Annotated in this window: 16 protein-coding genes; 2 read left to right on the top strand and 14 right to left on the bottom strand. The window is 62.5% G+C overall.

From position 1 onward, the window contains the following. Positions 1-32: 32 nt before the first annotated feature. Together BTM36_RS05295 and BTM36_RS05300 are read left to right on the top strand one after the other, a co-directional pair. Positions 33-422, top strand: coding sequence for a DUF1987 domain-containing protein (locus BTM36_RS05295; RefSeq protein WP_077235469.1), 390 nt, complete (start codon positions 33-35; stop codon positions 420-422). Further along, entirely contained in the window at positions 422-1,144 is a 723-nt protein-coding gene (locus BTM36_RS05300; RefSeq protein ID WP_077235470.1) for a GGDEF domain-containing protein, read from the top strand. The genes BTM36_RS05295 and BTM36_RS05300 overlap by 1 nt, the downstream gene beginning before the upstream one ends. A 32-nt stretch (positions 1,145-1,176) precedes the next feature. On the opposite strand, the gene BTM36_RS05305 is transcribed toward BTM36_RS05300, so the two are convergent. The 14 genes from BTM36_RS05305 to BTM36_RS05370 form a co-directional block, all read right to left on the bottom strand. After that, on the bottom strand, positions 1,177-1,806 hold the full coding sequence (locus BTM36_RS05305; protein WP_077235471.1) for a response regulator transcription factor: 630 nt from the start codon (positions 1,804-1,806) through the stop codon (positions 1,177-1,179). 264 nt (positions 1,807-2,070) lie between these two features. After that, on the bottom strand, positions 2,071-3,033 hold the full coding sequence (locus BTM36_RS05310) for a diguanylate cyclase (RefSeq protein ID WP_077235472.1): 963 nt from the start codon (positions 3,031-3,033) through the stop codon (positions 2,071-2,073). Further along, positions 3,030-7,535: a CHASE domain-containing protein gene (locus tag BTM36_RS05315; protein WP_254426932.1), complete on the bottom strand. Its 4,506-nt coding sequence runs from the start codon at positions 7,533-7,535 to the stop codon at positions 3,030-3,032. Before BTM36_RS05315 ends, BTM36_RS05310 begins: the two co-directional genes overlap by 4 nt. A 191-nt stretch (positions 7,536-7,726) precedes the next feature. Then, positions 7,727-9,073, bottom strand: coding sequence for an HD domain-containing phosphohydrolase (locus BTM36_RS05320; protein ID WP_077235474.1), 1,347 nt, complete (start codon positions 9,071-9,073; stop codon positions 7,727-7,729). Beyond that, positions 9,070-10,497 carry an ATP-binding protein gene (locus BTM36_RS05325; RefSeq protein ID WP_254426933.1) on the bottom strand — a complete coding sequence of 476 codons (1,428 nt, stop codon included), beginning with the start codon at positions 10,495-10,497 and terminating at the stop codon, positions 9,070-9,072. The genes BTM36_RS05320 and BTM36_RS05325 overlap by 4 nt, the downstream gene beginning before the upstream one ends. Before the next feature lie 57 nt (positions 10,498-10,554). Further along, entirely contained in the window at positions 10,555-12,222 is a 1,668-nt protein-coding gene (locus BTM36_RS05330) for a PAS domain-containing methyl-accepting chemotaxis protein (RefSeq protein WP_077235475.1), read from the bottom strand. A gap of 462 nt (positions 12,223-12,684) precedes the next feature. Continuing rightward, the gene (locus BTM36_RS05335) at positions 12,685-13,122 is read right to left on the bottom strand and encodes a bacteriohemerythrin (RefSeq protein WP_006462082.1); all 438 of its coding nucleotides are present in this window, start codon (positions 13,120-13,122) and stop codon (positions 12,685-12,687) included. A gap of 316 nt (positions 13,123-13,438) precedes the next feature. Then, positions 13,439-14,401 (bottom strand): chemotaxis protein, encoded by a 963-nt coding sequence (locus BTM36_RS05340; RefSeq protein ID WP_077235476.1) that lies wholly within the window; start codon positions 14,399-14,401, stop codon positions 13,439-13,441. A gap of 15 nt (positions 14,402-14,416) precedes the next feature. Then, positions 14,417-16,153, bottom strand: coding sequence for a methyl-accepting chemotaxis protein (locus BTM36_RS05345; protein WP_077235477.1), 1,737 nt, complete (start codon positions 16,151-16,153; stop codon positions 14,417-14,419). Positions 16,154-16,267: 114 nt separating this feature from the next. Further along, the gene (locus tag BTM36_RS05350; protein ID WP_139347081.1) at positions 16,268-18,586 is read right to left on the bottom strand and encodes an ATP-binding protein; all 2,319 of its coding nucleotides are present in this window, start codon (positions 18,584-18,586) and stop codon (positions 16,268-16,270) included. Positions 18,587-18,633: 47 nt separating this feature from the next. Continuing rightward, positions 18,634-19,029, bottom strand: a complete 396-nt coding sequence (locus BTM36_RS05355; protein WP_077235479.1) for an Hpt domain-containing protein — start codon at positions 19,027-19,029, stop codon at positions 18,634-18,636. Positions 19,030-19,044: 15 nt separating this feature from the next. Then, entirely contained in the window at positions 19,045-20,691 is a 1,647-nt protein-coding gene (locus BTM36_RS05360; RefSeq protein ID WP_006462087.1) for an ATP-binding protein, read from the bottom strand. A gap of 53 nt (positions 20,692-20,744) precedes the next feature. After that, the gene (locus tag BTM36_RS05365; protein ID WP_006462088.1) at positions 20,745-21,380 is read right to left on the bottom strand and encodes a response regulator; all 636 of its coding nucleotides are present in this window, start codon (positions 21,378-21,380) and stop codon (positions 20,745-20,747) included. Positions 21,381-21,616: 236 nt separating this feature from the next. Beyond that, entirely contained in the window at positions 21,617-23,179 is a 1,563-nt protein-coding gene (locus tag BTM36_RS05370) for a cryptochrome/photolyase family protein (protein WP_077235480.1), read from the bottom strand. Positions 23,180-23,183 lie beyond the last annotated feature (4 nt).

The raw sequence follows: 23,183 nt of genomic DNA on the forward strand, positions 1-23,183 counted from the left end.
CCAGGCCCGCCGGTATCCGGACACACGACATCATGGACAATTTATTCATCGCCGCCAGCGCCAGCTCTCCCGAAGTGGACTTCCGCTTCGACCAGCGCATGCTTTCGCTGAAGGGCGAATCCTATCCCGAGAATGCCGCCCAGTTCTGGGGCGAGATCATCACCACGCTGCGCCGCTTCCTCGCCGACGACGAGGGCGGCGGCACCATCACCGTCAATGTGGCCCTGGCCTACTTCAACAGTTCCAGCACCAAGATGTTGTTTTCCCTGTTCGATGCCTTGAACGAGAAGGCCGAGGACGGCACCGAGGTGGTCCTGAACTGGTACCACGATGAGGAAGACGACACCATCTTCGAGTTTGGCCAGGAATTGCAGGAAGACTTTTCCGCGCTGGTCTTCCACGATCACGCGGTACAGAGCTGATGGACGAGGTCGACCTTTTCGAAGCGGAAGCCCAGGCCCTGAGCCGCGCCAATGCCGTGCTGGCCGATGCCGGCGCCGAGCCGGCCGCCCATCGGGCAGCGCTGGAGGAGCTGGTACAGCACTATGGTCAGCTGATGCGGCAGAGCCGTCGCCTGATCTCGCGCAGTGACCGCACCGAGCGCGAGCTCAATCAGCTCAATGCGCGCCTGAAGCAACTGAGCGATGAGCTCGACTACAAGGCCAGGCACGACAACCTGACCGGCGCGCTCAACCGGGGTGCGGTGTTCGAGCGAGCTCACCAGATCCTGGAAAAATCGGCGATGTCACTGGTGGTGCTGGATATCGATTTCTTCAAGCGCATCAACGATGAATTCGGGCATCCGACCGGCGACGCCGTGATCCGGGAACTGGTCGGCCGCCTGCGCAGCACGCTGGCGGGGACAGGTGTGGTCGGACGGGTGGGTGGGGAGGAGTTCACCATCCTGCTGGCCGGGATGGCGCTGGAGCAGGCGGTGATATTCGCCGGAAAGATCCGGCAGGTGATTGCGGGGGAACGCTTTCAGTGTTTGCCGGAACGGGCGGTGACGTCCAGTTTCGGTGTGGCCTGGGCTGCCGCCGGCAGCGATTTCGAAGAGGCCTATGCACGCGCCGATCAGGCCTTGTATCAAGCCAAGCGCGGCGGCCGCAATCGGGTGGAATCCGAGGATACCGTCACCGGCTGAGGCTGCCGCCCTGCCAGGCGGCGCCAGGTGAATCAGTAGCGGGTCATCGCCGTCACCAGTTCGGCCAGCGAACCGGCGTGCATCTTGCGCATCACCTGCTGCCGATGGGCCTTCACCGTCCGTTCCGAGGTGCCCAGTTCGGCGGCGATCTGCTTGTTCAGGCGACCCTTTACCAGGCGCTCCAGCACTTCGCGCTCGCGACGGGTGAGCGTCTTCAGGCGCTGGTGGTGTTCCTGCCGCTGCTGCATCTGCGGACCGGATTCATCGAAGGGCATCAGCGCACCGCGGAAAGCGGCTACCAGCTGCTGGTGCAGCATCGGCTGGCTGCGGTTATCCTCCTGCTGCAGCGTGCCTCGGGTGTCGCGAATGGCGGTGGGTCGCGGTTCATTTCCTTCTGCCGGACGCTGGGCCTGCGAGGTGATCACGATCAGCGGCATGCCGAGCTGTCGTTCACCCAGCAGCGAACGCAATTGTGGTGCGTCGACATCCTGCATGTGGACTTCCAGCACCGTGCCGCCGGGTGGGGCGGTCGGCTCCTGCAGGAATTCGTCTGCAGAGGGATGGTGTGCCACGTGGAAGCCGGCGGCCTCCAGCATGCGACCCAGCGGGCCACCGAGGGAATCGTCACCACCAACGATATGAGCAAGATTTGTATTTGCCATGTTTTTCTTCCTTGACCGATATGGACGCATCAAACGGGATAAAGGGCTTCACCGACTTCCTCGCCGCGGCACCGTTTGCGCCACTGAACGAGGACATGCGGGAAGAAAAACTGCAGTTTCACCGTGCCGTCGAATTTAGTCGATAGGATGGAAAATTTCTGGCGTAATACTTCGAATTTCTTCGAGAAGAATCTCAATTTTTTTCGACAAGAGGCCACATAGCGTGGCATATAAGAGACTTGCCGGCGTGGCTAATTGACACTTTCAGGCGCTTGTCCCTTGCGCGATTTCCACTTCTGCATACACCTGTGCCCGACCGTGCGCCTTGGCCTGGTAAAGGTTCTGGTCAGCCAGCGCAATCAGCCCCGCCGGCGAGCTACCGGGATCGGGTGCCGTGATCGACGCCACGCCGATACTGAGCGTGACATGCGGTCCCACCTCGGAACGCGCATGGGGCAAATTCAACCGCGCCACCGACTGGCAGACATTCTCGGCCAGCCTGATGGCTTGTTCGCTCCCCGCCATCGGCAGGATGCAGGCGAACTCTTCACCCCCATAGCGTGCCACGCAGTCATAGCTGCGATGGAAGTTGCTGCGGATGGCGTGCGCCACTTCGGCCAGGCATTGATCGCCGGCCTGGTGGCCGTAGTGATCGTTGTAGCGCTTGAAGTAATCGATGTCGATCATCAGCAGAGAGATCGCCTGGCCGGAGCGTTTGCAGAGTTCCCATTTCTCGGCCAGTTCGCTATCGAACTTGCGACGGTTGAACAAGCCCGTGAGCGAATCGGTCACCGCAATGTTGCGATAGAAATCGGATTGCAGCTTCAGGGTCAGGTGCGTCAGTACACGCGCTTTCAGTACCGTGCCGTGGATCGGCTTGCTGATGAAATCGACGCCACCGACATCGAAGCCACGGGCCTCGTCCTCCTCGCTGTTGAGGCCGGTCAGGAAGATCACCGGAATACCCAGCGTAGCGGTGTTCTGCTTGAGCCGTTCGCAGGTTTCGTAACCATTCAGGCCGGGCATGTTGACGTCCATCAGGATCAGGTCCGGCTGCACCTTTTCGCACTGTTCGATGGCCTGCATACCGCTGGTGGCCATGTAGATGTCGTAGTCACCCTTGAGCAGCGCATTGGCCAGGCGGATATTGATCGGCTGGTCGTCGCAGAGCAGCACCCGCGCCCGGCTGCCACGCAGCGACGAAAGTTCTTCCAGGATGCGTTTCAACTTGCTTCTCCAAAATGTTGATCGAGATGGCTCAGCGCCGACGCGAAGTCGAGTCGTTCGATCAGCTCCCACAACTGCTGGTGCCAGACGTGCTGCGTCAGTCCGTGCCGCTTGCTGATGGACTCGGCCAGGTCGAGTGCTTCCAGGTTGCTCGACGATAACAAGTCATGCAGGCGCTGCCTATCAGGAAAATCGGAAGCCTGTGGCGCTGGCGTCACCAGTGGCGCGGCTTCGGTGTCGCTGGCCGGCAGAGCCGGCGCCCCCTGCATGGCCTGCATCAGCAATTGCTGCAGGACCAGTTGGGCGTCGCGCTGGCTGGGGGCGCACTCCTGGCGCCAGCGCTCCAGCAGCGCATCGGTCTCGACGGACGCCGCTTGTGCGCTGTGCGCTTCGACGGTGCCGAAATAGGCCGCCAGACCGCAGGCACCGATGGTGGCGCTCAGGCCCTTGATGGCATGACTGGCCGCACCGATGGCGGGCAGCGCGCCTTCTTCCAGGGCCTCCCGGTATTGCGCCAGGAGACGCTCCAGCTCTGCTCCCGCGGTATCCAGGGTGAATCGGTAGATATCGCTGGCCTGACGGAATCGCCGCATCACCGTCTGGTAACTGTCCACGCCCTGGCGCGAGCAGGGCGCATCGGTGATGGCATCGGTGGCAGTTTCCGTCATCGACACTGTTGCCGTTGACGATCGGTCATGGCCCAGGTGTGACAGCAGAGTGGGGATCAGCGTGGTGACATCGATGGGCTTGGCGATATGCCCGGCCATGCCCGCCTGGATGCAACGCCGCTTGTCCTCCGGCGATGCATTGGCCGTCATGGCCAGGATGGGAATGCCGCGCAGATCGTGCTGGCGCCGGATGCGGCGGGTGGCCTCCATGCCGTCGATGCCCGGCATCTGCAAGTCCATCAGGATCAGGTCGAAATGGCGCGCCGGGTCGCTGGCGATGGCCACGCCCGTGCTGCCGTTGTCGGCGCAGGTAACCTGCGCACCAGAAAGCGCCAGCAGGCCGCTGGCGACCTGGCGATTGACAGCGTTGTCTTCCACCAGCAGGATCTGCACACCTTCCAGTTCGCGCGACGGGGCCGATGCCGCGTCGCCACTTTCCATCGTTACGGATGCAGTGTCCGGCCGCGCCTCCGACAGCGGTGTTGCATCTTCCACCGGCAATTGCAGATCGAACCAGAAACGGCTGCCCCGCCCCGGCTCGCTGCTGACCTGCAGCTGGCCGCCCATCAGTTGCACCAGATGGCGGCTGATGGCCAGACCCAGACCCGTACCACCGTAGCGGCGGGTGGTCGAGGCCTCGGCCTGGGTGAAGGCATCGAAGATGTCCTCCAGCCGTTCGGCAGCGATGCCGATGCCGGTGTCCTTGACCTCCACCCTCAGGTTCAGTTGCTGTGCGCTGGATGCAGCGAGCTTCTGCAAGCGCACATCGATGCGGCCCAGGTGCGTAAACTTGAGCGCATTGCCGATCAGGTTGACCAGTACCTGATGCAGGCGGTAGGCATCGCCCACCACGCGCTGCGGCAATGCGGGATCGAGTTCGATATTCAGGCTGACCCCCTCCTGGGGCGGCGAACCGGCCAGCACCGCGACGAGGTCGTGGCGGAAATGATCGAGATCGAAGGCCTGCAGCTCCAGCTGCAATTGCTGCACATCCATCTTGGAAAAATCGAGCAGGTCGTTGAGCAGGTTCAGCAGCGACTTGGCCGAGATCTCCGCCTTCTCCAGGTAGTCACGCTGGCCCGGTAGCGGCTGGGTCCGCTGCAGCAGCTGGATCATCCCCAGTACCCCGTTCATGGGCGTGCGGATCTCGTGGCTCACGCTGGCCAGGAACAGGCTTTTGGCCGAGTTGGCCTGTTCCGCCTTCAGTCGCGCATCGACCAGGTTGTTCTCGAATTCGATGCGTTGCGTGATGTCCAGGTTGATGCCGATCACCCGTACCGCCGACCCCATGCCATCGCGGTCCACATGGGCGCGCGCCTGTACGTAGCGGATGCCGCCGTCTTCGCGCACCACGCGAAACACCGGTTCGAATTCCCCGCTGCCTGTCAGGGCCGCCTGCAGCGCATTTTCCACATAGACAACGTCGTCCGGATGCACGCGGCGGCGCCAGGCTTCGTAGGTGGTGGTCTGGGTACCGATGCCGTTGCCAATGCCGTAGATCTCGGCGATCCGACGATTGAACTCGAAGGAATCACTCTGCATGTCCCACACCCATACCCCCAGCTTGGCCACTTCCGCAGCCAGCATCAACTGGTCGCGGGCGGCTGCCAGTTCGGCCTCCTGCTTGCGTTGCAGACGCATGTCCATGGCGATGTAGAGATAGCCGAGATGACGCTGGCGGTGATCCAGCATCGCGGTCTGCTGGCGCGCCACCGGGAGCGTTGCGCCATCCTTGCGGCGGTAGGGCAGGTCGGCCACGGCCTGGTCGGTCTCTCCGTTCTGCGGTGAGGCGGGGGGCGCCACACGCTGGCCGGAGAAGGCCTCTTCGTTCAGCTGGCCGATCACTTCTTCGGCACGGTAGCCCAGCATCTGCTCGGCGCCGCGGTTGAACAGGGTGATCATGCCGTCCGGCGCAGTCGCGATGATCGCCACCCCGGTGGCCGAGCCCAGCACGTTGTTGAGCAGGGCATTGGTTTCCTGCACCTGGTCCAGCAGCGACTGGTTCTGTTCCAGCGCTTCCCATAGCTGGTTGCGGTTATGGGTAATCTCGGTGACGTCGTGCGCCACCACATAGAAGCCGATCACCTCGCCCTGATCCGAGATGTCGGGGATGTAGGTGGTCAGTACATGCTTCATCCCCAGTGAGGGATCATCGAAGGTACGCTCGAAGGTCTGCTTTTCTCCAGCGAGCACCGCCTCGATATGGGGCAGCGCCTTTTCGAACAGGTCGTTGCCCACCAGGTCGGGCATGTACATGCCATTGATCTCGCCCGGCGAACGATGGAACACCCGTTCGTAGGAGGCATTGGCGAAACGGTTGATCAGATGCTTGTCCCAGTAGCCCACCAGCGAAGGCATGACGTTGAGCACCGTCTGCAGCATGGTCTTGGCCTGGTGCAGCGCATGGGTGCGCTGCTGGACGGTCAGCTCCAGTTCTTCGTTGATGCGATGCAGCTGGCGTTCGATGCGCTTCTCGCGGGTGATATCGCGCAGCATGAAGGCCTTGCCGATCGGCCGTCCCGCGAGGTCGCGCAACGGGAACAGCAGCGCAGAGGCATAGCGTATCGGATCGCCCGGCAGGCTGATGACCTGCGCCGTCGTTGCCTGCTCGGACATCGTTGCGACTTCCGGCGCACCACCGCGCTCATCCAGTTCGCGCAGGGTGGCGTGATCGGACAGACTGCTCCCCAGCGCGCGGCTTTCCGGCAGGTGCAGATAATCGCTTGCCCCCTTGTTCCAGGAACTGATCAGGCCCCGGGCATCGGTGGTCACGATGGCATCGGGAGAACTGTCGACCACAGCCGCCAGCAGCGCACGGGCTTCCTGCAGCTTCTGTTCGCGGCTGGAAAAGACCTGGTAGGCCAGGGCGATGACAACGATCAGGGCCAGCAGCGTGCCGCAGGAAAGCAGCATGGCGCGGTCGCTGATGAACTGGTGCGTCTGGCTGTATTCGGGCGAAGCGCGGATTACCAGTCTCCAGGCGCGGCCATAGAGCGGCACCGCCGTGTCCAGGCTGACCACATCATCGAGCTGGTTGTAACCTGCGCTGCGGAACAGTTCCACCGGCGGTTGATCGCTGGCCACATCCTCGATCAGGATTTCCAGTGAATGCATGTTCCAGCGGCGGCTCAGCTCGGACAGGATGTCCTGCACCGACAGCGGGGCATAGGCCCATCCGACGATCTGCTCGCGTCGCTGTTCCATGGTCGCAGGTGTCACCGAACCGGCATAGATCGGCAGCAGGAACAGGTAGGCGTTGGCACCTGACCCTTGCTTCTGCACCAGCTGGATCGGCATGGTCAGTTCGGCACGGCCGGTCAGCATGGCGTGGTCGGCTGCCGAGCGGCGTTCCTGGGAGGAGGCGATATCCAGGCCCAGCGCCTCGCGATTGGGGCCGATCGGTTCGATCTGTTCGATGACGTAGAGCTCGCCCGGGTTGGGGCTCAACTGGATGACGGAGGGGAATAGTTGATGATGCTCAGCGACCTTCCTTTCATAGTCCGCGCGCTGCTCCATCGGTACATACCGGATGAAGCCGAAGCCACCGGCCCAGGGGAATTCCTGGGCCAGGTCGCGGCTGTCCATATAGCGCAGCAGACGCTCGCGATTCAGTTCGCCCGGACCGATGGCGAGGATGGCACCACGCGTGCCGCGCAGGCCGTGTTCATAGCGGCGCAGCAGGGACTCGATGTCGTCCCTGATCCAGCGGCTGTCCATGGCCAGACTGCTGCGTACCTCCTGATGATTCAGATGGGACAGGCCGGCCACCCCGGCCAGCAGCAGGCCCAGGGCAATCAGCAGGAAAATCCAGGTATTGCGCGTGACTCTGGTCATTTTCGACAGGTCTTTCTTGTTGGAATGCATGATCATCAATGAAACAAGCCCACGTACCCCCACGTGAGCCGGCGCAGTGCGCCAGGATGTGCTGATTCCACCAGCAGGCAGTCCGGTGGACAATCAGGAAATTCCCGGTCTGGCCATACAGGCCAGCCGGGATCAATCGGTGTGTGACTCAGGTGCGCGCCTCAATGCAGCAGGATCCTTGCTTTCAGCGGCATCTCCTCGATCTGCTCGAAGCGACGCAGCCGGGTCAGGATGGCTTCGTCCAGCACATGCTCCTTGTTCAGCAGCAACACCCCGGAGCGTGTACGCAGGTCTTCGGCCAGCTTCATGCCGACCCGCAGTTCCTGCGGTGCCAGCAGGCGGGTCTGCTGTTCCAGCATCAGCCGCTGTTCTTCGATCATGGTGACGAAGGCCTCCACCACCAGCGGGTCGTAGCGATGGCCGGCATGTGTGCGCAGCATTGCCAGTGCCTTTTCCGGTGTCGTGTTCTGGCTGGTGATGCCGCCATTGCACAAGCCCTCGAAGTCGCGTACCACCGCCAGGATGCGCGAACCCAGGGGGATCGCGTCGCCCGACAGGCTTTCCGGTACGCCCCGGCCGTCATGGCGTTCGTGTTGATGACGGATGATCTCGCCGGTCTCGGCCAGGCTGGGGATGGGCGTCAAGAGCATCTGCCCTTTCACCGGGTGCCAGAGGAAGCGCTGCAACTCCTCGCTGCTCATCTTCTCGATCGGCTTGCGTACCAGATCTTCGGACAGGCCCAGCTTGCCGATGCCATGCAACATGCCGGCCATCATGGTGTCCCTCGCGTGATGTGCCGTCATGCCCATGCGCAGTGCGAGCTGTTCGCACCAGCGCGCCACCCGGGCCGACTGACCGCTGGCCAGACCAGCGCGCAGTTCGCTGATGTCGGAGAAGACATGCAGCATGGAGAGGAAAGACTTGTGCTCTTCTTCCTGGGCGCTTTCCAGGAACATCACGGTCTGCCGCAATTCCTCGGTGCGTGCCTGCACCTGCCGCTCCAGCTGGCGGTTGAAGTCGGCCAGTTGCAGGTTCTGTTCGTGGACCTTGCGTTCCAGCGCCATCTTCTGCTTGCGCAGTTGCTGCTCTTCCAGCGCGTGCGCCACGATCATCAGCAGTTCGCGATCGTCCCAGGGCTTGGCGAGGTAATGGTGGATGCCACCATCGTTGATGGCCGAAATGGTGCTGCCGATCTCGGAATAGCCGGTCAGCAGGATGCGCATGGTGGCCGGCCACTGGCGCCGCACCTGGGCCAGGAATTGAGCACCGCTCATGCCCGGCATGCGCATGTCGGAGATGACCAGGTCGACGTCGGCGCTGGCCATGACTTCCAGTGCGGCCTCGGCGCTGGTGGCGGTGAGCAGCTGGTAACCCTGCGGACGGAAGCTGCGCTTCAAGGCCGAGAGGATGCTCTGCTCATCATCCACCAACAGGATGCAGGGCGGCGGCAGGGTAAAGGGATCGGCTTGTTGGACGGTCTGGATTTCCTGGCTATGGATGGCGCTCATGATGCTTCTCCTCTTTTTGCTGGCGCTTCAGTCGCTTCAACTGTCTCAATCGCTTCCTTTGCCACTGGTGTTGCTGTCGCTTCTGTCTTTTCCGTGACGCGTGCGGGATCAATCGGTAATTCGATCCGGAAGGTGGTGCCTCTGCCCGGTGCGCTGCAGACGCGGATGTCACCGCCATGCTTCTTGATGATGCCGTAGGACAGCGACAAGCCCAGGCCGGTCCCGCTGCCGACCGGCTTGGTAGTGAAGAAGGGTTCGAAGATGCGGTTGATGTGTTCCGGTGCGATACCATGGCCGGTGTCACTGATGCTGATGGCGACCCGATCGCCACAGCGCTCGGTGCGTAGCGTGACCACGCCCTTGTCGCTGATGGCCTGGGCCGCGTTGACCAGCAGGTTCATGAAGACCTGATTCAGTTCCGAGGCCAGGCACCTGACCATGGGTAGTTCACCGTACTGTTTGACGACCGTCACCTTGTACTTCAATTCGTTGTTGGCGATGTTGAGCGTGCTATCCAGGCCGCGATGCAGGTCGGCCATCTGCCAGTTGCTCTCGCCGGTGCGCGAAAAATCCTTGAGCGATTGCACGATGTTCTTGACCCGCTGCAAGCCTTCATTGGATTCACTGAGCAGTTCGGTGACGTCCTGACTGAGGTATTGCAGGTCGGCCCGGTCTTCGAAGGCCTGCAGCTCGGACTGCGCCACGCTGGCCGGCAGGGCGCCGCCGAGTACGCACTGGTAGAGCTTGATGCCTTCCAGCAGGGTTGCCACGTAGTTGCCCAAGGTATTGAGGTTGGCGGACACAAAGCCGATCGGGTTGTTGATCTCGTGTGCCACACCGGCGGCCAACTGGCCGATGGAGGCCAGTTTTTCGGACTGCATCAGTTGCGCCTGGGCCATGCCCAGCTGTTCGATCAGCTTGCCTTGTTCCTCGGCCTGGCGTTGCAGGGTGTCTTCCATTTCCTTGCGGCCGCTGATGTCGGTCATCAGGCCGATCACCTCCAGCGGCTTGCCCGCCGGGTCGCGGATCAGGCGCAGGGTGTCGTGCATCCAGAGATAGCGGCCATCGCTGGCGCGGAAGCGGTATTCGTAGATCTTCTGGTCTTCTACGAACAGCATGGCTAGGCTGGAGAAGATGGCTGCCGTATCGTCGGGATGGATGTGGTTGAACCAGAAATTGGAATCGTCCAGCATCTCCTGTGGCTCGTAGCCCAGCACGCGCGAAGCATTCTCGCTGACGAAGGTGAGCCGGAAGTCGCCCGAGGGAACGCTGCTGTAGATGATGGCCGGTGTGTTGCCGATGATGTGGCGGTAACGTGCGTTATCCTTGAGCAGGGCACGCATGTCGGGGGCGTCACCGATCGTACTGTCGTCCAGGTGCGGACTGCTCAATTGCCTGGACACCAGGGCATCGCAATGTCCCATGATGGCCTCCCCTCATCGTAGCCTCCGCAGCAGGGGGCGGAGGTCTGCCCCGTATCGTTAGACGGTGCGATGCATCGCCAGAGCCTTGGCTGTACCGCGTTGCGACAGGTCCGGCTGGGACCGCGTCATGCCGGAAGCAGCGCCCGGCGCACTCCCCACGGCAGCATCCAGATTGAATACGCTGATCGCCTGGATCATTTGCTGGGTCGATTCTTCCAGGCTGGCGGCGGCCGCTGCGGCTTCCTCCACCAGTGCGGCATTGCGCTGGGTGACTTCGTCCATCATCACCACCGCTTCATTGACTTGCTGGATACCGGTCTGCTGTTCGCCGGAAGCGGCCGTGATCTCTGCCACTGCAGTGGCGGCCTGCGTCACCGAACGCATGATGCCGTCCATGGTGTCGCGCATCTCGTCGGCCAGCTTCACGCCGGCGCCGACGCGCTGCGACGATTCATCGATGAGGGCCTTGATTTCCTTGGTGGCCTGGGTCGAACGCTGCGCCAGGGTGCGCACCTCGCCGGCCACGACGGCGAAGCCGCGACCCTGTTCACCGGCACGCGCGGCTTCCACGGCGGCGTTGAGTGCCAGGATATTGGTCTGGAAGGCGATGCCATCAATCAGCCCGGTGATCTGCTTGATCTGGTCGGCGCTCTTGTTGATCGCATCCATGGTCTCGTTGATGTGCCTGATCGAGGCTTCGCCGGTGCGGGTGGTGACCAGCGCTTCTTCCACCAGACGGTTGGCCTGGCGCGCGTTTTCGCTGTTCTGGGTGACGGTGGAGGCCAGTTCCTCCATGCTGGCGGCGGTCTCTTCCAGACTGCTGGCCTGCGATTCGGTGCGCGAGGACAGGTCCATGTTGCCACGCGCGATCTCGCTGGTGGCCTGGGCCATGTGTACGCCACTGCGACGCACGTCGCCCACCGATGCCACCAGGTTCACACGCATCTGTTCCATTGCCTGCAGCAGGGCCCCCATTTCATCGCGACGTGCCTGCAGATCGTTGGCCGAGAGATCGCCACCGGCGACCCGGCGCGATTGTGCGACCGCCTGCCGCAGCGGTGTGAAGATGCGCGAGGCCAGTGTCATGCGCAGCAGCGCCAGGCTGGCCAGGGCAACGCCGGAGGCAGCCAGGGTCGGCAGGCTGCTGGCGTGATCCAGACATTGCGCATTGAGGAAGGCCAGTGCGCCTACGCCCACGGCGGCCACCCCCAGCCCGAGGTCCAGCCGGGTCTTGAGCGATACCCGCGCCGCGCGTTGCACTGCGCCGCGCAATCCGGTCGGTACCACCTCGCCGCGATACACGGCGATGCGAGCACTTTCTTTCTTCAGTTCCTTGTAGGCCCCCTCGGCGGCATTGACTTCGGCACGACTGGGCTTGGTACGCACCGACATGTAGCCGCTGCAGACGCCGCGCTCCCAGATCGGGGTGACGTTGGCCTTGACCCAGTAGAAGTCGCCGTTCTTGCAGCGGTTCTTGACCAGGCCAGTCCAGGGCAGGCCGGACTTGAGCGTGCTCCACAAGTCAGCGAAGGCCAGCTCCGGCATGTCCGGATGGCGCACGATGTTTTGCGGCGCGCCGATCAGCTCTTCTTCGGTAAAGCCGCTGACGGCGATGAAGGTCGGATTGACGTAGGTGATGCGTCCCTTGGTATCGGTCTTGGAAACGATCGATGCATGGGCGTCGATGTCGCGTTCCTGTTGGGTTACGGGCAGGTTCAGGCGCATGATCGACTCCAGGGAAGTTGGTTGATGGAATCATTAAAACACAAATTCATTTAGATCGTTTAAAAAACGATTTATTCGAGACATAAATAATGAATTCGTTGCGCACGTCCAACGTAGTTGTTGGAAAGAAAAGACCTGATGAGTTTTGTGGGGGATGTTTCTAAGTATGTGAAATATAAGGATAATAGTGGCGCTGCCTGGGTTGTGATGCCGATTTCCAGCCGTCCGGGAGAAAAGTATCTCCGACGCTTAAATGATTAATTTGATTTATTTATTTGTGCTTGTCAGGCGATGGGAGATGTACCGGGCTCGCCATCCTTCCGCCCTCCCTTACCGGCGCGATCGATTACCCGCTCCAGGCTGGCAGGGCAAGGCAGGGGGGGCGCATGCTGTCCAATGCCCGACCCCGGACGGAACCTGCATTGCAGTGCGGACGAAACAAGCCCGCGCAGGCGTGTTGCTTCAGTGCTCCGCGTCTGCGCCTGACGCATGCTGCCGCAAGGCCAGCGCCAATTCCTGGTCCAGGCTGGCCATGTGCCTTACCAGCATGGCCGGGATCATCGCCATCACGATATCGGCCAGCGGCGCATTGCCATCGTCCAGGTAGGGGCGCAAGCGGTGCATCAGCGCCAGCAGCTCGGCATGGTCGCGCCGGTGGGCGCGGATCTCGCGATAGCCGATGGCTTCCATCATGTTTTCTTCCTGGCGAAAGCCGGCTTCGATCTCGGCAACCAGCGCCGCATAGGCACTGGCAAAGCGGTCCGCGGGCAAGGCCGCGAGTGCGGCAATGCCTTCCAGCACCTGGCGGTGCTCGGCATCCATGTCGGTGAGCAAGGCAGGGATGGCTTGGCGATGCAAGCCGGCGTCGATGGTCGGGGTGGGATCGGCGGTATGGGGCATGACCAGCCTCCAGCAGCAGGGTGCGACCGGTCGCGGGTCGGGGCGGAGGCGTCCGGGTTGCCGGCAACGGCGCGGTGCCGTTTGTTGCTGATCGGTGCTCGCTAACCGGAAGAACGCTCACTTCTGATTCTAGAAGCTTCGTCTCGAATTATTTTGAGATAGCGCAAAGCTGTCGGGATTGGCGGCGCCGGAAAGTGCATGGCACAAAGCCGGACGCCACCCGTGAAGGTGGCGTCCGGCTTGCTTCAGTCAGCCACCCCGGAGGGCGGCCGCGCGCTTGTAAAAAGCGCCGTCATTGGCTCTGCAGTAGGTGCCGTCAGGGGGGCAGCACCTTGCGCAGCATTGCTGCCAGTTCGGGCGGGGAAAACTTGGCGACATAACCATCGGCGCCCACCGAACGCACATGGTCTTCGTTGGCTGAACCGGTCAGCGAGGAGTGGATCACCACCGGCAATTGCTTGTATCGGTCCGAGGCCTTGATCTTGCGTGTCAGGGTGAAGCCATCCATTTCCGGCATTTCGAGGTCGGTCAGCACCATGGCGACCTTGTCGGTCAGCGGCTTGCCTTCCTGTTCAGCTGCTTGCGACAGTTCCTGAAGTTTCTTCCAGGCCTGGAGGCCATCGGTAGTCATCACGTAGGGCAGGTTCAGGTCCTTCAGGCATTGCTCGATCAGGGCACGCGCCATGCGCGAATCGTCGGCGGCCAGGATCACCGAGCCAGGCTTGAGCCGGAACTCGTTGCTGCCCGGCGACGGGCTCTGCAGCTGTTCCTTCACCGGCGAGACCATGTTCAGGATATGTTCCACGTCCAGCACCTGGACCAGCCGGCCGCCATCGAGCGCCGAATCAAGGCGGGCGATGCTGGTCACCAGGCTGCCCGGCGAATGCGAATCGGCTGGCAGTACCTGGCTCCAGTCCAGGCGTACGATCTCTTCCACCGACTCCACCGCAAAAGCCTGGGTATGGCGGGCGAATTCGGTGATCAGCAGGATGTTCATGCCATGACCAGCCTTGCAACCGGCCACCGCCGGCAGGTCCACCACCGACATCACCTGTCCGCGGATGTTGACCATCCCCAGCATCGGCGAGCGCATGCCGGCCGCAGCGGTGATGTCCATCATGGGAACGATCTCGCGGATCTTGAAGACGTTGATGCCATACAGCTCACCCGGCTTGTCGGTGGAACCATCAGGGGTTCCCAGACGGAACAGCAGCAGTTCGAACTTGTTGCTGGAGGTCAGGTTGGTGCGTTCGTCGATTTCTTTTTGAAAGGCGTCCATTGTCGTCCTCGGGGATCAGAATTGTTCCCAGTCGCCGTTGTCGGCGGCGTGGTCATGGTTGCTCTTGGTAGCGGCCGGGCGGGTCAGTGCAGCCGGCTGGGCGATGCTGCGGGCGCGGGCCTGGGCCACCGCCGGGCGCGCCGGGGTGATGTCGCGCACTACCGGTGCGGCTGCGGTCTGCATCATGGGCACCGGCACATGGCTGCTGTCGAGGCGGAACACGCCAACGGTCTGGCTCAGTCGTGTCGCCTGTTCCTGCAGGGCCTTGGCGGCGGCAGCGGCCTGTTCCACCAGGGCGGCATTCTGCTGGGTGTTTTCGTCCATCTGCACCACGGCATTGTTGATCTGTTCGATCCCTTGCGACTGCTCGGCGCCGGCGGCGGTGATCTCGGCCACGATGTCGGAGACGCGCTTGACGCTGGCGACCACCTCGTTCATGGTCTGGCCGGCTTCGTGGACCAGCTTGCTGCCAGTGTCCACCTTGGTCACGGAGTCGTCGATGAGACCCTTGATTTCATGGGCAGCGGCAGCGCTGCGCTGGGCCAGCGAACGCACTTCCGAGGCCACCACTGCGAAGCCGCGTCCCTGTTCACCGGCACGGGCAGCTTCCACGGCGGCGTTCAGGGCCAGGATGTTGGTCTGGAAGGCGATGCCGTCGATCACGCCGATGATGTCGACGATCTTGCGCGAGGATTCGTTGATGGCGCCCATGGTATCGACCACCTTGCCGACCACCTGGCCGCCACTCTGGGCGATCTCGGATGCGGACACGGCAAGCTGGTTGGCCTGGCGGGCGTTGTCGGAGTTCTGGCGCACGGTGGAGGTCAGTTCTTCCATGGCCGAGGCGGTTTCTTCGAGCGCGCCGGCCTGTTGTTCGGTGCGGGAGGACAGGTCCATGTTGCCGGTCGCGATCTCGGCCGAGGCAGTAGAGATGGTGTCGGTACCCTGGCGCACTTCACGCACGATGTTCAGGAGGTTGCCGTTCATCTGCTTGAGCGCGTCCAGCAGCTGGCCGGTCTCGTCGCGATGGGCGCTGGGGATGTCGGCGGTCAGGTCACCTTCGGCCACCTGGCGGGCAATGGCGACCGCATTGGTCAGCGGACGGGCCACCAGACGGGCGATCCACCAAGAGAGAATCATCGACAAGGTGATGCATGCAACGACCAGGACGATGATGGCCAGACGTGCCTGTTCATAGACCTGGGTGGCAGTGGCATCGGAGACGGCAGCCCCCTTGCTGTTGACTTCGGAGAGTTCGCTGATTTGCTCCTGCAGCTTGCGATAGACCGGGGTGGAGGCGCTGTTGAGCAGGGCGTGTCCGGCCTGTTTCTGGCCGTCCTGGAACAGGGCGGAAATGCGGTCATGCAGTTGTTTGTATTCGGCTACGTTGCGCTGGATTTCCGGATACAGCTCCTTTTCACGGGGCTCGGAAACCAGCTTGCCGTATTCCGTCACTTCCTTCATCAGCATGGCCATCTGCTTGTCGGCGCGCTCACGTGAGGCCTGCTCTTCCTTCTTGTCGTCGGCCAGCAGCTGCTGCATGTCGAAGCTGCGCGAGCGGGCCAGTGCCAGGCTGATCTTGGACAGCGTGCTCATGCTGGGCAGCCAGTTGCGGGCGATGTCGGTGGAACTCTGGTTGACCTGCCCCAGTTGTGCAATGGCGAAGCCGCCCAGCCCTACGATGAACACCAGCACCACCAGAAAGGCAGCGTTGAGCTTGTGGGCGATTTTCAGATCGTAGAACCATTTCATGATGACAACTCCTGATAGGTGCGCTATTCGGATGTGTGAGTGCGCTCAGGGACCATCATAGGGAGGAAAAGCAAATAAATCAAATAAAACAAATTAAGCAGTTGTTTTATTTTCTTAGGGATTTTCCTGATTCGGGGATTTTCCAGCGTGGGGGTTTTGCTGCAGCCATTTTTCGACGGTATTCATCAAGCCCACCTGGGTGAAGGGCTTGCTGAGGTAATCGTCCATGCCGGCGTCCAGGCAGCGCTGGCGATCACCTTCGATGGCGCTGGCCGTAAGGGCGACGATGGGGGTGCGCGGGCGAGCCTGGGCCTGTTCGATGGCACGGATTTCGGCGGTGGCCTGGTAGCCATCCATGACAGGCATCATGCAGTCCATGAGCACCAGGTCGTACTGGCCGTGGCGTATGGCGTCGACCGCCAGCAAACCGTTTTCCACTTCCTGCAGGACACAGCCACGACGCGCCAGCAGGATGCGCAGGAGCTGGCGGTTGATGTCGGTATCTTCGGCCACCAGGATGCGGGCGCCGTTCATCACCGTCGAGGGGAGGCTGGCAGGGGCGCCGGGGGAGGGCGCCTCCTGCACCGGGCTCTGCGCACTGAGTGACGCGGCCGGCGCTTGCTCCGCTTGCACGGTAGAAGCCGTCAGTACCGGGGATGGCGAGAGTGAGCCGGCGCCGGGCAGCGGCTGCGCGCCTTCGGCGCAGAGGATATCGAAGCTGAAGCGGGTCGACTGGCCCGGTACGCTCTGGCAGGCGATCTTTCCACCCATCAATTCCACCAGATTCTTGCTGATTGCCAGGCCCAGCCCGGTGCCCCCGAAGCGGCGCGAGATCGTGTTGTCGGCCTGGGTGAATGGCTGGAACAGTTGCGCCAGGGCTTCCGGTGTGATGCCGATGCCGCTGTCGGCAACGGCAAAGAACAGCCGCCAGCGGTTGAGCCCCGATTCTTCCTTTCGTGCCGACATGCTCAGGCGCACGTGCCCGGCCGGGGTGAACTTGATGGCGTTGCTCAGCAGGTTGCCCAGCACCTGTTTCAGGCGCGAGGGATCGCCCACCAGGCACAGGCTTTCGTCGCAGTCGATGCGCAGGTCGAACTCCACCTCCCGGTTGTGGATCGACGGGCGATACAGCTCGGCCACATCGCGCGCCAGGCGGGCCGGATGGAAGGCCACCTCTTCCAGGTCCAGCTTGCCGGATTCGATCTTGGAAAAGTCCAGGATGTCGTTGATGATGCGCACCAGGCCGCTGCTGGCATTGTGGATGCTGTCGGCATAGTGGCGCTGTTTGCTGGACAGGCCCGATTCCATCAGCAGTTCGGACAGGCCCAGGATGCCATTCATGGGTGTGCGGATTTCATGGCTGACCATGGCCAGAAAGCGTGACTTGGCCTCGTTGGCCTGGTCGGCTTCTTCCTTCAACTGCATGGCCAGCAAGGCGTCCTGCTCGCGGCGCTGGGCCTGGCGCAAGGCCACGGCGAAACCACCGATCAGGCCGACCAGGCTGATGGCCGCCACCAGCATGAGCGGGTACATGGATTCCAGCCATTCGCCGAAATAGACCTTGTCGGTGACGCCGATCTCCAGAAACATCGGCGCATTGCGCACCGGCCGGTGTATGCCCAGCCAATGCTGCTGCATGAAATAGTAGGGGGCGCGGCCATCCTGGTTGGAAGGTCGTTGCGGATGCAGTTCAGCCAGCGGCGTGATGTCGCGCTCGGCATCAGTGGCGTGGACCAGGGCGGTGCTGATCAGGGCTTTTTCATCCTGGCGCGAGAGCAGGATGGAAAACGGCTTGTCCTTGGTGACGGCACTGAAGAAGTCTTCAAAGAAGGTGCAGGGCAGGGCCACCACCACGATGGCCAGCATGCGCCCCTGGCGATCATTGATGCGCCGGCTCAGGTAGAAGGTCGGCACGCCGGCGGCACGTGAATTGACGGTTTCTCCGAGGAAATCTTCGGTCGAGGCCGATTTGCTGTGGTGCAGATAGTAGTCGCGGTCGCTCAGGTCCAGCGGAGGCGCCGGATGGACACGCGAGAGCGCGATGATGCGACCGTCGGCGTTGCTGATGCCGACGCCGGAAATGAAGGGCAGTCCGCGGATCTTCTCGCGCAGCGCCTGCGAAAAATCGGCACTGCCAACATGCTGGCGGAGTTGCAGCTCATCATCGATGTTGGCCACTTCGATGTCGTACTGGATGCTGTCGATCACCAGACGCGCCGAGGACATGGTCTGGGCCGTGCTTTCTGCCAGCACGGTGGAGAGGGTGGACAGATCGTTGCGCCAGTCGTTGAGACTGGCCCGATACAGCAATGCGCCTGAGACGATGAGGGTGGTCATCAGCAGGCCCAGCAGCAGTACGCCCAGCGTGACCGCGGAGCGGCGGATGCGGGGCCGCAGCGGCGCGGTGCGGGGGGCAGGCAGGGGCTGGCTCATGTCGTGCAGGCAGGTACGGCGTGGGTGGACGTGGATGCAGGCCTGATTCAGGCAGACATGGGCGCGTGGGCGTAGCGCCGGATCTCATCCAGTACCAGCCCGAAGCTGACCTGCAGTTGCACCAGTTCTTCGGGGCGTGGCGTCTGGCCCTGGCGGCCGGCCTGTTCGGTCTGCAGCAGCAGGGCGGTCAGTACACGGGCGTTGAACAGGGCGCACATGCCCTTGAGGGTGTGGCTCTCGTGGCGGGCGGCGTCGGCATTGCCGGCCAGGGTCGCCTGTTCCAGTCGCGAAAAGATGTCAGGTGCACTGTCGAGGAAGGTACGTGCCAGCGCCGCGACGGTGCGCGCATCGCCGCCTACGGCCTCCAGCAGATCGCTGGGATCGATATGAAGATAGTCGCTCGCTGACTGGCCCGGATGCACGGTTCCCCCCTGTGTTTTCATTTCTTTGCCGCCGTTTTATTTCGGCTCTTCTATTGGCAATGTGAAGCTGAAAGTCGATCCCTGATGTTGTTTGGACTGTAACACGAGTTTGCCCCCCATGAGCGTTACCAGACGCTGGGCAATGGTCAGTCCGAGACCGGCGCCATCCCTTGAACGGCGCACGCTGTCGTCGGCCTGGGTGAACTTCTCGAAGATGGTCTCCAGTTGCGCGGGTGGAATGCCGATGCCGGTGTCTTTGATATGGATGTCGAGCTGGTCGGCGGCACTGCGCTCGACCTCGACCATGATGCGGCCTGTGTCGGTATAGCGTACGGCGTTGCCGATCAGGTTTTCCAGCACGCGCAGCACCTTGCGCTGGTCGCATACCAGCAGCTGCGGGACGTCGTCTGCAATGCGGCATTCCAGCAGCACACCCTTGTCGCGGGCAGCCGCATAGTGGCGGGCGATAGCCTGCCCGACCAGTTCGCGCAGGTTTTCCGGTGCCATGTGAACGGTTACGCGGCGGTCTTCCAGTTCGGTCACCTCCAGGATGGCATTGACCAGGTCCAGCAGGCGATTACCACTGTCGTGGATGGCCGTGGCGTACTGCGCCAGGGGCGACTCCCCCAGCTCCTCGCGCAAGGCGTCCGAATAGCCGAGCACGCCGTTGAGCGGGGTGCGGAACTCATGCGACATGTTGGACAGGAAGCGCGACTTGGCCTGGTTGGCCTGCATGGCGTCCTGGCGGCTGCGTTGCAGCGAGCCGGCCATCCAGATCAGTACCGCATTGAATACCAGCACCGCCAGCGTGATCAGGGTCGCCAGCGTGAGGGTACGGTTGCGTTCGCGGTAGTAGGGGGCCAGGCGTTCTTCGATGTCGATGCCCACCGAGGCGTAGAGCGGGTAGTCGCGCAACTTCTGGAAGGCGTAGATGCGCTCGCGGCCGTCGACCCGGCTGGCGGCTTCCACCACGCCGCTGCCCTGGGCCAGCATGGCAGCGTAGACCTTGCCGCCGCGCACCTGCTCGCCCATGGCGTCCATGTCGCCGGTGCGGCGCACCCGTGCCACGCCATCGGCACCGACCAGGGTGATCACGCCGTGATGGCCGACATCGATCTGGTGGTACAGGCTGGTGAAGTATTGCGGGTCCATCGAGACCACCACCACGCCGCCGAAGCCGCCGTCGGGGCGGTTGATGCGTCGCGTGAGCTGCAGCGACCATTTCTTGGAGACGCGGCCCAGTACCGGGGTACTGATGAAAAGCTTGTCTTCACCGCCATGCATGTGAACCTGGATGTGTTCGCGGTCGGACAGGTTCAGGGGTGTGAAGGGCTTGCTGGAGAGCACCACGTCACCGTTGCGGTCGACGATGGTGAAGAGGTTGTAGACGTTGCGTGCCACCAGGCCATTGTCGATCTCGTTGGCCAGGTCCAGTGCCGGGCCGCGTTCACCATAGCGGTAACGCAGGTAGACGGCAGCCTGGTCGGCTGCTTCGATGGTGCGGTAGGCATGTTCCAGGAACAGCCGCGAGAGCGACTGGGCATCGCGACGGGCGTCCTGCAGGTGGTTTTCGCGGCTGCTCTGCAGCTCCTTGAGCGCTCCAAGCCACAGACCGCAGATCAGCAGCAGGGAAAACAGCCCCAGCGCCAGGCGCAGATCGATGCGCGCAAACCGGAGGGGCAAGAGAGAGGTTTTCCGGTCATCCATGGCGCTGCTGGCCTTTCCAGTGGTAGTCCCTAGCGGGACTCGCGCTCCCTGCGTGCACAACAGGCCCGCATGTAGCCGCGTAATTCATCAAAATTGACCGGTTTGGGGAAGAACACCACCCCTGCCGGAATACCGCCACGCTGCGCCATCTCGTCCTGATCCAGGCTGCTGACGATGGCGATGCTCACATCGCGCAGCTGTGGATCGTTGAGGATGGTCTTGACCACTTCGTAGCCGTCCATGCCTTCCATCACGATATCGGCCAGCACCACGTCGGGTTTGCTGCGCGCGATCTCCAGCAATGCCTTGTAACCGTTGTCGCAATAGACCAGATCCAGCGGCAGCCCCCAGGAACCGAGCGCGCTTGCATACAGCTCGCGTTGCAGGCGGTTGTCCTCGATCACCAGTACGGCGGTGCGGCCATTGCCAGGGCGCGGTGCCGGCGCGTTGCGACTGTACTCGGCAGCGTCGCCGGAGCTACCCGGCGTGGCCTTGTAGGCATGCACGGCAGCCAGCGGAATGCGACGGTGACCGCCCTTGGTCTTCCAGGCTTCGATGATGCCGGCCTCGACCAGTTGCTGAACGGAGGACACCGAAATGCCCAGGATATGGGCCGCTTCCTGCGTGGTGCAGACCTCGGAGCTGATTGTCTTTGCGGTTTTCATAAATCCATTATTGGTATATTACACAAATAAATCAAATTCGTTAGATAAAATTTGAATTCGGTATAATCGGTTTTCGACGAAAAGCAACAGTCTTGCCGCGCAGTCAGTTTCGACGACCGCATCAGGCAGGGAATTTCGTGAGTTCGTCAGATTTTGTGTATTTTGCCTGCTTTTGGGCAATCCAGCAGAAGTTATCGGCCGGCGGGAGTTTCCGCCGACGATGCCCCGTGCCAGCCCTAGAGACTGTCCAGGCGAGCGCGCAGGGTGGCGGCCTGTTCCTGCAGGCGGGTGATATCGGCCTGGTCCATCTTCTTGAGTTGCTGGTAGGCCATGCCCATGCGGGGGTTGTTGCCGAAGGTGGAACGGTGGCGCAGGAAAAAATCCCAGTACAAGGCATTGAAGGGGCAGGCGTCCTCGCCGGTCTTCTGCTTGGGATCGTAGGCGCAGCCCTGGCAATAGTCGCTCATGCGCCCGATATAGGCGGCGCTGCTGACATAGGGCTTGGTGGCGATGATGCCGCCGTCGGCCCATTGGCTCATGCCCAGGGTGTTGGGCAGTTCCACCCATTCGAAGGCATCGATGTAGATGCCCAGGTACCAGTGGTGCAGTTCCTTGGGGTCCAGTCCGGCCAGCAGGGCGAAGTTGCCGATGACCATCAGGCGCTGGATGTGATGCGCATGTGCCGTCTGCAACGACTGGCCGATGGCGTGCTGCAGGCAGCGCATGCGGGTCTGGCCGGTCCAGAACCAGGCCGGCAGCGGCAGCCGGTGTGCCAGGGCATTGCGTTCGTCATAGCCGGGCATCTGAGACCAGTAGATGCCCCGCACGTATTCGCGCCAGCCGATGATCTGGCGGATGAAGCCCTCCACCGCCGCCAGCGGCGCATCGCCATCGCGATAGGCCTGCTCGGCGCGACGGACCACCTCCAGCGGCTGCAGCATCTTGACGTTGAGCGCGAACGACAGCAGCGAGTGGAACAGGCGCTGGGCCCGGCTGCTCATCGCGTCTTCATAGTCGCCGAAGCAGGGCAGCACGCGGGTGATGAAATGCTCCAGGTGCTGCAGGGCTTCGTCGCGATCCAGTGGCCAGCGCAACTGCTTGGCCTGCGGCTCGCCGAAGCTGGCCACGCCCTGTTGCTGCAGCATCTGCCATAGCGCGCCGTGGTCGTGCGGTGCGCGCCAGTCTTCCGGTTCGGGCGGAGTACCGGGCCAGCGCTTGCGATTGTCGTGGTCGAAATTCCATTGACCGCCCTCGGGCTGGCCGGCCGCATCAAGCAGCAGTTCGAAGCGGCGGCGCATCTGCCGGTAGAAGTGCTCCATCAGCCATTGCTTGCGCCCGGCGAAGAGGCGCGGCAGTTCATGGCGGGCGGTGAGGAAGTGCTCGGTATCGACCACAGTCGCCGGCAGCGCCTGGCCCTCGGCCCATTGTTGCAAGGTCTGGTCGACCCGCCATTCATCCGGCGCCTGCCATTGCACCTCCTGGGCCTGGTAGTGGGCTATCAAGGCCGAGAGGTTGGCCGGCAGCGACTGGCGGTTGCTGGCATCGTCCAGGCTGATGTAGCGGACCCGGTGGCCGTCGGCGCGCAGGCGCGCGGCAAAGGCACGCATGGCGGCGAAGATGGCCAGGATCTTCTGCGCGTGGTGCAGCACGTAGTCGGTTTCCGAACGGACTTCCATGAGCACGTAGACCACCTCGGGATCGACGGCATCGAACCAGGAGTGCAGCGGGTTGAGCTGGTCACCCAGGACCAGGCGCAGAGTGCGGGCCGGATGCGACGAGGACGTGTCTTTCTTCTTCATGCTG

Source organism: Herbaspirillum sp. VT-16-41 (assembly GCF_001994935.1).
In the GTDB taxonomy this organism is placed as follows: domain Bacteria; phylum Pseudomonadota; class Gammaproteobacteria; order Burkholderiales; family Burkholderiaceae_D; genus Herbaspirillum; species Herbaspirillum frisingense.